The following is a 13,817-nucleotide window of genomic DNA, read 5'->3' as shown; positions in this document are numbered from 1 at the left end:
TACGAGGGAGCCCGACACAATGGCCCACGCCAAGAACCACGATTACCACATTCTGCCGCCGTCCATTAATCCGTTCCTCGGTGCTTTGTCGGCCTTTGTCATGCTGACCGGCGCTGTTGCCTGGATGTCTGATCCTATTCCGGTCCTTTTCGGTAGCTTTGAGATCAGCGGCCCTTGGATGTTCCTGATTGGCTTTGCAGCGGTGCTGTACACGATGTTCAGCTGGTGGGCCGAGATGGTCGAAGAAGGCGAGCAAGGTGACCACACACCGGTTGTTCAAATCGGCCTTCGCTACGGCTTCATCTTCTTTATCATGTCCGAAGTTATGTTCTTCGTGGCGTGGTTCTGGTCGTTCTTTAAGCACGCTATGTACCCGATGGGCCCGCTTAGCCCTGCCGTGGACGGCCAGTGGCCACCCGCGGGTATCGAGACATTCGACCCATGGCATCTGCCGTTGATCAACACGTTGATCCTGCTGTGCTCCGGTGCGGCGGCGACTTGGGCGCACCACGCGCTGGCCCATGAAGACAACCGCAAAGACCTGAAAAACGGCCTGATCATCGCGATCCTGCTGGGGGCGGTGTTCACCGTGTTCCAAGCCTATGAATACAGCCATGCGGCCTTTGGCTTCTCGGGCAACATTTACGGCGCCAACTTCTTCATGGCGACGGGCTTCCACGGCTTCCACGTTCTGGTCGGGACCATCTTCCTGCTGGTGTGTTTGATCCGGACTTACAAAGGCCATTTCACCAAAACGCATCACGTCGGTTTCGAGGCGGCGGCTTGGTACTGGCACTTCGTTGATGTGGTTTGGCTGTTCCTCTTTGCAGCTGTCTACATCTGGGGCGGCTAAGCGCTTCGAGGCGATCTGAGAAACTAATAGGCGCGGGGGGAAACCCTCGCGCTTCTTCATTGAGGTGACATGACGAAACGAATGATCCTGCCTTTGCTGTTCGGCCTGATTGGTTGCGCCATTCTGGTCAGCCTAGGTACGTGGCAAGTGAAGCGCCTTGCGTGGAAAGAAGCGATCTTGTCGGAGATCGACGCGCGTATCACTGCTCCTGCTGTGGCCTTACCCGAAAGCATTGACCCAGACGTGGACGTGTATCTTCCGGTTCAAGCGCAAGGCACTTTCGGGGATGACCGCATCCGCGTTTTGGTCAGCCAAAAGAAGGTCGGTGCTGGTTACCGGATCATTAGCCCGTTCACCACAAATGGGCGCACGATCATGGTGGATCGCGGGGTTATTCCCATCGCCGATGAACTCCCCACATCCCCCACGGGTTCGGTGGAAGTAACCGGCAATCTGCATTGGCCCAACGAGGTCGATAGCTACACGCCAGACCCTGACACCAACCGCGATATTTGGTTCGCCCGTGATGTGGAGCAGATGGCAGCGAAACTCGGCACCGACCCTGTTTTACTGATCCTGCGCAGTGCCACCCCCGCGACCCCAGAAATCTTACCGCTGCCGGTGAGCCGTTTTGGCATACCAAATGATCACTTATCTTACGCAATCACGTGGTTTTCACTCGCAACGATATGGTTTGTGATGACAGGCATTTTGCTTTGGCGTATCAGGCAGCGGACCGTTTGAAGGAACACCCCATGCGTTACATCTCTACCCGCGGCAAAGCCCCTGTCCTGACGTTCGAGCAAGCTATGCTGACCGGTCTTGCCCGCGACGGCGGCCTGTATCTGCCCGAGACCATTCCTACGCTAGATCATGACGCCATTCGCGCCATGCGCGGCCTGTCGTATGAGGACGTGGCGTTTACCGTAATGAAGCCCTTCATCGGCGACACGTTCACGGATACCGAATTCCGCGAGATCATCGCAAAGGCCTATGACGGCTTTGGTCACGATGCGCGCGCACCATTGGTGCAACTGGGGGCGAACCACTACCTGCTGGAGCTGTTCCACGGCCCGACGCTGGCGTTCAAAGATTTCGCCATGCAGCTGATTGGCCAATTGTTCCAAGCAGCCCTTAAACGCTCTGGCGAGCGGGTCACTATTGTGGGGGCCACCTCCGGTGATACGGGCTCCGCCGCGATTGAGGCATTTCGTGGATTGGACGCGGTGGATGTGTTCATCTTGTTCCCGCAAGGGCGCGTGTCCGACGTGCAGCGCCGCCAGATGACCACCCCGTCCGAGGACAATGTGCATGCTTTGGCGATTGAAGGCGATTTCGACACCTGCCAAGCCGCCGTTAAAGACATGTTCAACGACTTCGACTTCCGTGATGGCGTGCGCCTTGCGGGGGTGAACTCGATCAACTGGGCGCGGGTGTTGGCGCAGGTGGTGTACTACTTTACCTCGGCCGTGTCGCTGGGAGCGCCAGACCGCGAGATCAACTTCACCGTGCCAACCGGCAACTTCGGGGACATCTTCGCGGGCTATATTGCCAAGCAAATGGGCCTGCCCATTGGCGAGCTGGTGATTGCCACGAACCAGAATGACATCCTGCACCGCACGTTGGAAACTGGGGCCTATACAACGGACGGCGTGAAACCTTCCATCAGCCCGTCGATGGATATCCAAGTGTCTTCCAACTTCGAGCGCGCCTTGTTCTACGCCTACGGCCAAGACGGCGCAGCTGTGTCGGATCAGATGGACGCACTGAAGGCATCTGGTGAATTCAAGGTAAGCCAAGGCGCCTTTGAGGCGTTGAAGGAAACATATGCATCCGGCCGCGTCAGCGAGGAGGAAACCTCCGCGATGATCACACGCGCCAATGCAGAAATGGGCGAATTGCTGTGCCCGCATTCCGCCGTGGGGGTGAAAGTCGCCATGGACCACCAAGGCACCACGCCAATGGTCACACTGGCCACAGCGCATCCGGCCAAATTCCCTGCTGCCGTCAAGGCCGCCTCGGGCCACCACCCAGAGCTGCCGGACCGCATGTCGGATCTGTTCGAGCGCGACGAGCGCATGACCGAATTGCCAAATGATATTGACGCGATCAAAGCGATCATCCGCGAGCGTATCGCCACATGACGCAACAATTGCACACTCTGTCCAACGGATTTCGCGTCGTGACAGAACATATGCCGGGGCTGGAAAGCGCCAGCGTGGGGATTTGGGTCAATGCCGGTGGCCGCCACGAGCGGGTAGAGCAAAACGGCATCGCTCATTTTCTGGAGCACATGGCTTTCAAGGGCACAAAGCGGCGTAGTGCGTTGCAAATCGCCGAGGCCATTGAAGACGTGGGCGGCTATATCAACGCCTATACCTCGCGCGAGGTGACGGCCTATTATGCCCGCGTGCTGAAGGACGATGTGCCACTGGCAATGGATGTGATTGGTGACATTGTGCGCCATCCGGTGTTTGATCCGCGCGAAATCGAGGTGGAGCGCGGCGTGATTTTGCAAGAGATCGGCATGTCGCTGGATACGCCAGACGATGTGATTTTCGACTGGCTGCAAGAGGCCGCTTATCCGGGGCAACCCATCGGGCGCACAATCTTGGGGCCCTCCGAGCGGGTGAAAAACTTCTCTCGCGCTGATCTGTCAGCATTTGTAGGCGAACACTACGGGCCACAAAATCTGATCCTATCCGCGGCGGGGGCTGTGGATCATGATGCCATCGTGCGCATGGCAGAAGATATGTTTGGTGACATGCCCAAAGGAACGTCTCAACCGGTAGAAAACGCCAAATTTGCATCGGGCGAGCGCAGCGAAATCAAGTCCTTGGAGCAGGCGCATTTTACCTTTGCATTGGAGGCCCCGGGCTACCGCGCAGATGATTTCTACACTGCGCAGGTTTTCTCGTCCGCATTTGGCGGTGGAATGTCCTCACGGCTTTTCCAAGAAGTGCGTGAAAAACGCGGGCTTTGCTATTCGATCTACAGCTCTATCGGCAGCTACAACGATACGGGCATGATGACCGTCTATGCGGGAACCTCTGCCGATGACATCGCTGATCTGGCCAACATCACGGTGGATGAGCTGAAACGCGCAGCCGATGATATGTCCGAGGCAGAGGTCACACGCGCGCGGACGCAAATGAAGGCGGGCATCTTGATGGGGCTGGAAAGCCCGTCGTCGCGCGCAGAGCGTCTGGCCCGCATCGTCGGGATTTGGGGCCGGATTCCGCCTTTGTCCGAAACCATCGAAAAAATCGACGAAGTAGATGTGGCGCAGGTGCGTAGCTTTGCCGAAAGCTTGGCGCGTGCGCAGGTGGCAATGGCGCTCTATGGACCTGTCGAAAAGGCGCATGATCTGGCGCATATGTCGCGCAGGCTAGCGGCCTGATGTTCGGCCGCAAGCGGAAGATCCGTATCGAGACGGAACGTCTGACGCTGCGTCTGCCGGGGCATGGGGACTACCGCGAATGGGCGTCTTTACGGTCTACGTCATTGGAGTTCCTGACCCCTTGGGAGCCAGCTTGGGCGACGGACCATCTGACACGTAAAAGTTTCACCAATCGGGTGTATTGGGCGCAGCGGTCGGTCAGTAACGGCAATGCGGTTCCGGTGTTTTTGGAGCGGCGCGAGGACAAGGCGTTGATCGGGGCGATCACCTTGGACAACATTCGGCGTGGCCCCGCTCAGTCGGGAACTTTGGGCTATTGGATGGGGCAACGGTTCGCTCGCAACGGCTATATGCGCGAGGCGATCTGGGGAATGGTGCATTTTGCGTTCACCACGCTGGACCTCAGCCGTATCGAGGCTGCCTGCCTTCCCGAAAACGCGGCCTCGCGCGGGGTGTTGGAAAAATCCGGCTTCAAATACGAAGGTGTTGCGCAAAGTTATCTGCAAATCAACGGGCGCTGGCGCAACCATGTGTTGTTCTCCAACCTCCGCAGTGATCGGCGCGGGAAAACGGATGTTGGCTAAGCGTGGCTTAGCTGCCGCGAGGCCTTATTCGTAGAAAACACCGGGTTGCAAGATTTCGAAACCCTTTATCTCGAACTCGTACATCCCACTTTGATCAGATTTTTCTGCGCGGGCGATCAACTTGCCTTCCTCGTCTCGATAGACAGCATGGGCTGTATGAATTGCGCGGTAACAATGGCTTCCGTCTGGATAGATATATTTCAACATTCGGACGATCTCCCAATCCCGTTGCAGCGCCAGAATACGCTGTCTTAGAGTTTACGGCACCGCTCATGGTGAGGCGAGTATATTCGTTGGCGCCTGCTTTGTCCGGCTTCAGGCGGTTTTGGCTTTGATACAACATTCCGCTGGGGGCAAAGATCGTCGATGCGTGCCTCTTGCCGATACATGGCTGCCAGCAATATTCGGATTTATGTTTCCCTTGTCGCGCTGCTGGGTAATAACAAACCATGCTAAATTCTGTGACCGATGCCCTAACGACCGAGCTGGCCTCCAAGCTTCCCAACAGCGCGTTTCGCGAGTTGAGTGAAAGCTATTTAACCGAGCCGCGCGGGCGATACCGCGGGAACGGCGGGCTGCTGATCGCCCCTGATTGCGTAGAAGATGTGGCCACTGTGGTGCGGGCGTGCTCGGATGCGCGCGTGGGCATTGTGCCTTACGGCGGCGGCACCAGCCTTGTCGGGGGGCAGGTGTTGGAGGGAGGCGTGACACCGGTGATCCTGTCGCTGGAACGTATGACACGAATTCGGGACATCTTTCCCGCCGAGAATGTTTTGGTCGCCGAAGCGGGGGCCATTTTGGAAAATGTTCAGAACGCCGCCGATGAGGCGAACCGAGTGTTCCCATTGTCGCTGGCGTCGGAAGGCTCTGCGCGGATTGGTGGCAATTTGTCGACCAACGCGGGCGGGGTAAATGTCGTACGGTATGGCAACACGCGGGAATTATGTCTGGGCTTGGAAGCTGTGCTACCGGATGGCTCAATCATGCACGGATTGTCGCGGCTGAAGAAAGACAACACCGGATATGACCTGCGCCACCTGTTGATCGGGGCGGAAGGGACATTAGGGATTATCACTGCCGCGTCGTTGAAGCTGTTCCCGAAACCCGCAAGCGTGGGGGCAGCTTTGATGGTCGTGCGCGATCCGGCTGCGGCTTTGGATCTATTGGCCTTGGCGGGGGATCTTCTGGGGCACCAAGTGTCTGCATTTGAGCTGATAAATCATATGGGGTTGGATTTCCTGTCGGAAGTGGGGCCCGATGTGCGCGCCCCCTTTGAGAACACTCCAGAGTGGATGGTTTTGGTTGATGTGGGCTGTGTTGCGGGTATTGAAGCGTCCGAGGCATTGCTGGGCCTGTTCGAAGCAGCATTGGCCCGCGATCTGGTCAGCGACGGTGTGATCGCGCAATCAGGAGCGCAGCGCGAGGCTTTTTGGACCATTCGAGAAAGCATCCCAGAGGCGAACAAGCGGATTGGCTCGATTTCGTCGCATGACATTTCGGTGCCTGTTGGTCGCATCCCCGAGTTTATCGAGAAAGCGGGGAAGGCCTTGGCGCAGCTTGGGGATTTTCGTGTGAATTGCTTTGGCCATTTGGGCGATGGCAATTTGCATTACAACGTCTTCCCCCTGCGCGGCATGTCGCGAGATGCCTATGAAAACCAACGGGGTGAAGTGAAGCGACTGGTGCATGACTTGGTGGCCGAATTTGATGGGTCGTTCTCGGCAGAGCACGGTATCGGGCGCATGAAGGTTGCGGATTTGAACCGCTATGGCGATGCGACGAAACTGGCGGCAATGCGCGCGATCAAAGCCTCGCTGGACCCCAAGGGCATTATGAACCCCGGGGCAGTGGTTGACCAAAATCGATAGCGCGCTGACCTGACCCTCTGCTGGGCCATGGTAAAATTGCGGCTGAACTGCGCTCAGTCGCCTTCGAATTCGCATAAGACATGAACATCTTGGCCCATGGTCTCCAGCTTTTGGCGGCCTCCCAGATCGGGCAAATCAATGATGAAGCTACAGCCGATGACCTCGGCGCCCAGCTTTTCGATAAGCTTGATGCCGGCTTCTGCTGTGCCGCCAGTGGCGAGAAGATCGTCGACCAGCAGGACTTTTTCTCCGGGTTGAAGGCTGTCCTCATGAAGCTCCATCGTGGCCTCCCCGTATTCCAGCGAATAGCTTTGTTCGATGGTTTTTCCCGGCAGTTTGCCTTTCTTGCGGATCGGCACAAAACCCACCGAGAGTTGATGCGCGATAGCCCCGCCCATGATGAACCCCCGCGCCTCAAGGCCCGCGACCTTGTCAAAGCGGAGGCCCGCATAGGGGTGCAGCAGTTGATCTACCGCCATGCGAAACCCGCGGGCATCCAAGAACAACGTCGTGACATCGCGAAACATGATCCCTTCGTGCGGGAAATTCGGGATGGTGCGAATGTAGTCTTTGACCTGCTTTTGCTGTGCCATTTTGGGCTCCGGAAGGTTGTGTGCGCCTTCGGATACCTGAGGGCGCGGGAAGGGGAAAGGTTTAGGCTTAGGGTTTGTGAGGGTAGATGCGGAGCAATGTGCCCCAGATGAGGAAGGTTTCGCGCAAAAACCGCCCCGTTCGCACGCGAACTTTGGTGGCCAGCGGGCTGGGCGCGCGGCTGTGGCTATCGGCGATTACATACTGCGGATCCAGAGCGTAGCGGCGGCAATGAAGCGCGAGGCGGGGCAGGTGGAAGCGTTGGCTGACGAGGATCACCGAGCGCCCCGTGCCTTGGCCCGCCTCAAAGGCGCAGGTGTCGGGGCTGCGTTCGGCTTGGGGATCGCGCTCGATGGCCTCGGCGGGGATGCCTTGGGAAAGGAGATAGCTGTGCATGACCTCAGCCGCGGCAGCGGTGTTGGACACGACCAATCGGGCTGCGGCCCCGCTGTGGTAGAGCGCAATTCCTGCGTCCAAGCGTTCTTGGTGCAGCGGGGTGATTGCGCCCGCCCGCACGACGGCGCCAAAGATGAGGGCGGCGTCAGCTGGGGTGGCCTTGGCGGGCGACACCATGGGCGTGCTTAGATGCAACCAAATGCTGGGGGCGAAAAAGAGAGCCACCCCCGCAAGCACGGCCCTTATGGCTTTAGGCAAGGACCCGCCCCGCGACAGCATCGAGTTTTGCCACCAGCGATGGATCACGCGCATCCGGAGCCGTCAGAATCGCATATTCCAACGCGCGGTCGCAGCCGTGCGGGCAGCCGTCACGCTCGGCCCCAAGCAGGGCGGGCAGCTTGGCGACCATATCGCGGGCCTTGCTGGCGTTGCCCATCAGGGTGGCGATGATTTGGGTTACATCGACCTCGCCGTGGTCGGGGTGCCAGCTGTCGTAGTCGGTGATCATGGCGACGGATGCGTAGCACAGCTCGGCCTCTCGGGCGAGTTTGGCCTCGGGCATATTGGTCATGCCGATCACATCCGCCCCCCAGCTGTCACGGTACATTTTGCTTTCGGCCAGCGTAGAGAATTGCGGGCCTTCCATGGCCAAATAAGTGCCGCCCTTGTGGACATTGATGCCGGTGTTTTTGGCCGCCTCAAAACAGACCGCACCAAGGCGCGGGCAGGTGGGGTGCGCGACTGACACATGCGCCACGCAGCCGGTGCCAAAGAAGGACTTTTCGCGCGCAAAGGTTCGGTCAATGAATTGATCTACAATGACAAAATCCCCAGGTGCCATTTCCTCACGAAAGGAGCCGCAGGCGGATACGGAGATGACGTCGGTCACCCCAATGCGTTTCAGCGCGTCGATATTGGCGCGATAGGGGACTGTGGTTGGCGAGTGCACATGGCCGCGCCCGTGGCGCGGCAGGAAGGCCATGTTCACCCCGTCCAGCCTTCCGGTCAGAATGGCATCCGAAGGCGCGCCCCAAGGGGTGTCCACGCTGCGCCATTGGGGGTTTTCCAACCCGTCGATCTCATACAAGCCGGAGCCCCCGATCACGCCGATCATTGTGTCTGCCATGTCTGTGTCCTTGGTCTGAAAGTTCTTAAGCCGGTGCATATTGTCCCAAGGTTAACCGGATGGAAATGCACCGTTCGATATATCCCTAAGACGTCACACCAAGTATTCCGTGCAATCCGCGCTTGTCTAGGCTAACAGGCCCGCAACTCATCGATATTTGTGACCTGAACAAGAGGCAGCAGCGTGACCAACAAGCTGATGGCGTCCCTCGCCAAGAACCCGATTTTGAACGAATTGAGCCTCGCGCCCAGTGGCCCCATGGGCGCTGCGCGGTGGCGCATCGAAATTCTGTCCGGCCTGACCGTGGCCTTGGCTTTGGTGCCCGAGGCCGTGGCCTTTGCCTTTGTGGCGGGAGTTCACCCCTTGGTGGGGCTGTATGCCGCCTTCATCGTTGGGTTGATCACCGCATGTATCGGCGGGCGACCTGGGATGATTTCGGGCGCGACGGGGGCCTTGGCGGTTGTCATGGTGGCCTTGGTGTCAGCCCATGGCGTTGAGTATTTGTTTGCCACGGTGATCTTAATGGGGGTGCTGCAAATTGCGGCGGGTATCTTCAAGCTGGGCAAGTTTATCCGGCTGGTGCCGCATCCGGTGATGCTGGGCTTTGTGAATGGCTTGGCGATCGTTATTTTCTTGGCGCAGATGAGCCAGTTTCAAATACATGACGCGGCTGAGCTGGGCGAGAAAGCGGCTGATCCTGTGTGGATGAGTGGCACGCCACTTGCCATGATGCTTGGCCTGACGGTGCTGACTATGGGCATCATTTGGGCGACGCCTAAGGTGACATCGGTGATCCCTGCGCCGCTTGCGGGCATTGGGATCGTGGCGTTGATCGTCATCGGCTTTGGCATTGACGTGCCGCGGGTCGGGGATTTGTCGCCGATTTCGGGCGGATTGCCGTCGTTCCATGTGCCGTTCACCTTCATGCCGATTTCCACGCAAACGGGTGAATACGGCGACCTATTGGCTTATTTCACTTGGGACACGCTTGTCATCATCGCCCCCTACGCGTTGATCCTTGCGGCCATCGGCCTGATCGAGAGCCTGCTGACGTTGAACCTTGTGGGCGAAATCGTCAACAAGCGCGGCGGTGCCAGCCAAGAATGTGTGGCCCAAGGCGTGGCAAACACGGTGACAGGACTCTTTGGCGGCATGGGCGGCTGTGCGATGATCGGGCAATCCATGATCAACGTGAAATCCGGCGGCCGCACCCGTGTGGCGGGCATCGCGGCGGCGTTGTTCTTGCTGGCGTTTATTCTGGTGGCCTCGCCGCTGATTGAGCAAATCCCGCTGGCCGCATTGGTGGGCGTGATGTTCATGGTGGTGATCGGCACCTTCGCGTGGAACTCGTTCAACATCATGCGCAAGGCGCCGCGGGTGGATGCCTTTGTGATCGTGTTGGTGACGGTCACCACGGTTATGTATGACCTTGCCATCGCGGTTGTGGTTGGGGTGATCGTCTCGGCGCTGGCCTATGCGTGGCAAAACGCGCGCCGCATCCACGCCGAGGTCGACATGATGGAGGACGGCACCAAGGTCTATAAGGTGCAAGGCCCGCTGTTCTTCGGGTCTGCCGAAGGCTTCGCAGAGCTGTTCACCCCACATGAGGACCCCGACAGCGTGATCATCGACTTCGCCGGCAGCCGCGTGGCGGACCAATCGGCGCTGCAAGCGATCGAGGCGATTGCGGGCAAATACGAGGGCGAGGGCAAAGCGGTGCAACTGCGCCACCTGAGCCGCGATTGCCACGAGCTGCTGACCAACGCAGGCCAGTTGATTGTCGATAGCGACGACGACCCAGACTATGAGGTCGCGGTGAATTACTCGGTCAAAACCGGCGTTATGGCGGGCGGTCACTAAGCGGCGCACGCAGGCTTATCTATAGATTAACGGGGGGCGGGTAGAACTTGCCCCTCGACGTTGAAACATAGCTCGTGGAATACAGGGCCCCTGACAAGGGCCATCTGCATGACGCATGCGTTTGAAGATGCAGGGGCTGACACCCCTGTTTGGCATTTCCGCAATGTGCGGCGCCGCCACTTATGTTTTTGCCCCGAGGTTTTGGGGCTTTCCTTAGGCAGAGAACACGTCCCCCCCCGCGCGGTCCCTATCGCTGCACGGGGTGTTTGGCGTGCTTTGTGGTGGGCGGGGGAGCGTGTCGGTGAATGAAGGTTTTTATAGACGTCGGCTGCGCGGGACAAATTGAACTTTCGCCTCGCTTGCACTAATGGCTGCCATGTCCAATCGAAGCGAAGTCTCCGCAACCACCGAGTAAATTGCTTTAGTCGGGCGTGTTTTAGCCGAGTCGGGCCACATCCTGCAATCTGCTAGTTTCATATCGTTCCATCGCCAGATCGATATTCCACTCCCTGACATGCGGTGCGGTTCTTGTTCTCGTTCAGGCCCTTCGCAAGAATCCGTCGGACGTGGCCAACAGTCTTGCTCGGACGGGCCGCCGGGCCGTTTTTCGCTTCACCAGTTCTCTGAACAGATCCGTAAATGTCGATCAGTGACTGGCGTTCAGCCTGTGTCAGACCGCCCAACACCATTGGCCCCAACAGGAGGCTTTCTGAGAAGCAGCCATTCGCCACAACAACCTCGTGGTTGTCACAGGCAAAATGGATCCAGGTGATTGCTGTCTTGCCCTTCATGTGCCGGATGCCCGGAAGTTCGATTAGTGACTTTGCCGGCACAAAGACCTCCTCTTTGAAATACCCCTGTAACTGCCCGCCTCCGCCGACCAGAACGCGGTGCTGGGGCGACACAATCAGGTCTCGTGCGGGTCGGCCCGGACCAAGGGCACTGGCCTGAATGAGCACCGGTTTGTTTTTTTCTCTGACGTCATCCAGCGGATGATCACTGCTGCGCACCCAACGGATCGGCTGGGCCCCGCGATCCATAGTCAGCACCGGATCACCCGGGCGCAGGGTTTCTACCGCGCGCAGCCCGTCGGGTGTGTCGATTAATGTTCCGGGGGCATAACAGGTCGGAGCACCGGGAATAGAACCAGAACTCGGGGTACTCTGGACGGAATATGTGGCGCCGCCATCCGTGGTTTCCAGCGTCGACCCGCTGGAGGCCGCACCGATGTAGGTGCTTGTTAAACCGTCCGCCGCACCGTTGATGCCCGTGATTGTGGATGGACTATCGCCATAGGACACGAACTGGATAACGGTACCATCACCATCGGACAGCGCGATACCGTGGCCACTTCTGGAATCTGGAAGGGTGATCGTGAAGTTGTCGACAACATAGATGTCATAGCCGTATTGAGTTTGTACTGGTGTTCCCAGTGACGTGGTAACGTAGCTATTTCCGCCGACGTCGTAGAACGACAGGGTATACCCTGAAACATCCGTTCCTTCCGGCACGGCGATTTCAAAGAAGTCGACGTTCTTGTTGCCGTCGTAATGGATCTCCGAAATATAGGCTGGCATCTTCATGTCCTGATTTTGGCCCAATTTTGCAGACTAGGCGTTAATTTCAGCCTAACCCAAGGAAAACTGGCTCTTTCCAAGAATGCTCTGCAGGTCGAAACCCTGAGGCCGAGACGGCCCGATATGCCAAGAAAGGGGAGGTCGGCAGGGGAGCCGCAAACACTCATACTATGATGTCAGCCCGCTTTCTGGATCGCCTTCCGAAAGCGGGCCTTGGCTGCACAGCAGCATTTTTGAAAAGAGGGCTCGAGGCTGCCATTCGCGGCGATATGCACACTCCGCCAGCTTTCGGGCATGCACAAACACGTCTCCGCACGACCATCGTGACGGGCGGGCGTCCAGTTGGGGCATGCTTTGCGAGCGTGGCTAATGCTCCGCGCTATTCGCCCGGTCGTGTCAGGCTGAAGATCTCCCCGACGTGGGTGTAATCCTTGTACCCAAGCCGCGCCAAGGGCTTGAACTTGGTCACGTCGAACATGCCGTCAACCATGCAGTCATCGCGCATGTGCACGCCCACAACCTCCCCGAAGACCGCGAAATTTGCCTCGCCCGGAAGTTGCACGATCTGGGTCAGCTTGCATTCCAAACTGGCAGGGGCTTGCGCCACGCGGGAGCAGGCGATCGTGTCGCATTCAGCGCGCGCGATGCCCGCCTTGTCGAATTCATCCACCTCCCGATCCCAAGGCCCCGAGGTCATATTCATCGCGTCGCGCATCGCGTATTCGACCACATTCACGCAAAACACGCCGGTTTCGCGAATGTTGGAGACGCTGTCCTTCGTGCCGTCGCGGTCAGGCTTGGCCGAGGTGGATGAGAACATCACCTGAGGCGGGACATAGGCCACCGCGTTGAAAAAGGAATAGGGGGCGAGGTTCTCGGACCCGTCAGCCCCGCGTGTGGAGATCCAGCCAATCGGGCGCGGGGAGACGATGGCATTGAACGGATTATGTGGCAGGTTATGGCCATCCTCGGGGCGGTAGAACATTGGCGTCAGTTTCCTCTTCTTGGTTGCCCAAGAGGTAGCGCCATGTAGACTGCGCCGAAAGGGAAAATCGGGCGAAGAACGTGGAACTTAGGCTAGAAACACCGCAGGATTGGTGGGCTGTAGAGGCCTTATATGACCTATCATTCGCGCCCGGACGTTCTGCATTGTCGTCCTACAGGCTGCGTGATGGGGTTCCGCCAGTGCCGGATCTGTCGTTGGTGGCATGCGACGAGGCGGGGATTCTTGGGGGGGCAATCCGGTATTGGCCGATCCGCGTGGGTGAGGAAGACGCATTGTTGCTGGGCCCTGTTGCAGTCCACCCGACCCGTCAGGGGGAGGGACTAGGGGGCGCATTGGTGCGCGACAGCTTGGCGCGGGCCAAGGCACTGGGGTGGGCGCGCGTGCTGCTCGTTGGTGACGCCTCATACTACGGAAAATTTGGCTTCAAGATGCTTCACGGTGTCCAGATGCCCCCTCCTACCAATCCTGACCGAGTGTTGGGCCTGTGGGATTGGGACGGTGTCGAGGGGGAGGTGACATCCTTGAAAAAGGGGTCCTCCGAACACATTTAGGGCAG

The 13,817-nt window shown here is 58.4% G+C and carries 14 protein-coding genes; 8 read left to right on the top strand and 6 right to left on the bottom strand.

The window, feature by feature from the left end; all coding sequences use genetic code 11:
* The first annotated feature begins 19 nt into the window (after positions 1-19).
* The 5 genes from Q0746_RS04870 to Q0746_RS04850 all read left to right on the top strand — a co-directional run bounded on the left by Q0746_RS04870 (position 20) and on the right by Q0746_RS04850 (position 4,837).
* Entirely contained in the window at positions 20-853 is an 834-nt protein-coding gene (locus tag Q0746_RS04870; protein ID WP_298257749.1) for a cytochrome c oxidase subunit 3, read from the top strand.
* Positions 854-922: 69 nt separating this feature from the next.
* Complete coding sequence (locus tag Q0746_RS04865) at positions 923-1,597, top strand: SURF1 family protein (protein ID WP_298257747.1); 675 nt, start codon at positions 923-925, stop codon at positions 1,595-1,597.
* A gap of 11 nt (positions 1,598-1,608) precedes the next feature.
* Positions 1,609-2,997, top strand: coding sequence for a threonine synthase (thrC, locus tag Q0746_RS04860; protein ID WP_298257745.1), 1,389 nt, complete (start codon positions 1,609-1,611; stop codon positions 2,995-2,997).
* Positions 2,994-4,253: a pitrilysin family protein gene (locus tag Q0746_RS04855; RefSeq protein WP_298257743.1), complete on the top strand. Its 1,260-nt coding sequence runs from the start codon at positions 2,994-2,996 to the stop codon at positions 4,251-4,253. The genes thrC and Q0746_RS04855 overlap by 4 nt, the downstream gene beginning before the upstream one ends.
* Complete coding sequence (locus tag Q0746_RS04850) at positions 4,253-4,837, top strand: GNAT family protein (protein ID WP_298257741.1); 585 nt, start codon at positions 4,253-4,255, stop codon at positions 4,835-4,837. Before Q0746_RS04855 ends, Q0746_RS04850 begins: the two co-directional genes overlap by 1 nt.
* A 24-nt stretch (positions 4,838-4,861) precedes the next feature.
* Here the strand turns inward: Q0746_RS04850 and Q0746_RS04845 are convergent, their stop codons facing one another.
* Positions 4,862-5,044, bottom strand: coding sequence for a hypothetical protein (locus tag Q0746_RS04845; RefSeq protein WP_298257739.1), 183 nt, complete (start codon positions 5,042-5,044; stop codon positions 4,862-4,864).
* Positions 5,045-5,286: 242 nt separating this feature from the next.
* On the opposite strand from Q0746_RS04845, the gene Q0746_RS04840 reads away from it, so the two are divergent.
* Positions 5,287-6,705, top strand: a complete 1,419-nt coding sequence (locus Q0746_RS04840; protein ID WP_298257738.1) for an FAD-binding oxidoreductase — start codon at positions 5,287-5,289, stop codon at positions 6,703-6,705.
* 53 nt (positions 6,706-6,758) lie between these two features.
* Here the strand turns inward: Q0746_RS04840 and Q0746_RS04835 are convergent, their stop codons facing one another.
* From Q0746_RS04835 to Q0746_RS04825, 3 genes are all read right to left on the bottom strand, one after another.
* On the bottom strand, positions 6,759-7,298 hold the full coding sequence (locus Q0746_RS04835) for an adenine phosphoribosyltransferase (RefSeq protein ID WP_298257736.1): 540 nt from the start codon (positions 7,296-7,298) through the stop codon (positions 6,759-6,761).
* 67 nt (positions 7,299-7,365) lie between these two features.
* The gene (locus Q0746_RS04830; protein WP_298257734.1) at positions 7,366-7,950 is read right to left on the bottom strand and encodes a YdcF family protein; all 585 of its coding nucleotides are present in this window, start codon (positions 7,948-7,950) and stop codon (positions 7,366-7,368) included.
* Positions 7,943-8,818 (bottom strand): S-methyl-5'-thioadenosine phosphorylase, encoded by an 876-nt coding sequence (locus Q0746_RS04825; protein ID WP_298257732.1) that lies wholly within the window; start codon positions 8,816-8,818, stop codon positions 7,943-7,945. The genes Q0746_RS04830 and Q0746_RS04825 overlap by 8 nt, the downstream gene beginning before the upstream one ends.
* Positions 8,819-9,076: 258 nt before the next feature.
* On the opposite strand from Q0746_RS04825, the gene Q0746_RS04820 reads away from it, so the two are divergent.
* Entirely contained in the window at positions 9,077-10,678 is a 1,602-nt protein-coding gene (locus Q0746_RS04820; RefSeq protein WP_298258065.1) for a SulP family inorganic anion transporter, read from the top strand.
* A gap of 473 nt (positions 10,679-11,151) precedes the next feature.
* Here the strand turns inward: Q0746_RS04820 and Q0746_RS04815 are convergent, their stop codons facing one another.
* Positions 11,152-12,255, bottom strand: coding sequence for a Hint domain-containing protein (locus tag Q0746_RS04815; protein ID WP_298257730.1), 1,104 nt, complete (start codon positions 12,253-12,255; stop codon positions 11,152-11,154).
* Positions 12,256-12,634: 379 nt separating this feature from the next.
* Positions 12,635-13,240 carry a flavin reductase family protein gene (locus tag Q0746_RS04810; protein ID WP_298257728.1) on the bottom strand — a complete coding sequence of 202 codons (606 nt, stop codon included), beginning with the start codon at positions 13,238-13,240 and terminating at the stop codon, positions 12,635-12,637.
* An 80-nt stretch (positions 13,241-13,320) separates the two neighbouring features.
* Between Q0746_RS04810 and Q0746_RS04805 the strand changes: the two genes are divergently transcribed.
* Entirely contained in the window at positions 13,321-13,812 is a 492-nt protein-coding gene (locus Q0746_RS04805) for an N-acetyltransferase (RefSeq protein WP_298257726.1), read from the top strand.
* The last annotated feature ends 5 nt before the right edge of the window (positions 13,813-13,817 follow it).

It is taken from the genome of uncultured Litoreibacter sp., assembly GCF_947487515.1.
In the GTDB taxonomy this organism is placed as follows: domain Bacteria; phylum Pseudomonadota; class Alphaproteobacteria; order Rhodobacterales; family Rhodobacteraceae; genus Litoreibacter.
Note: the sequence above shows the minus strand (reverse complement) of the source record. Positions and strands in the feature narration are given on the sequence as shown.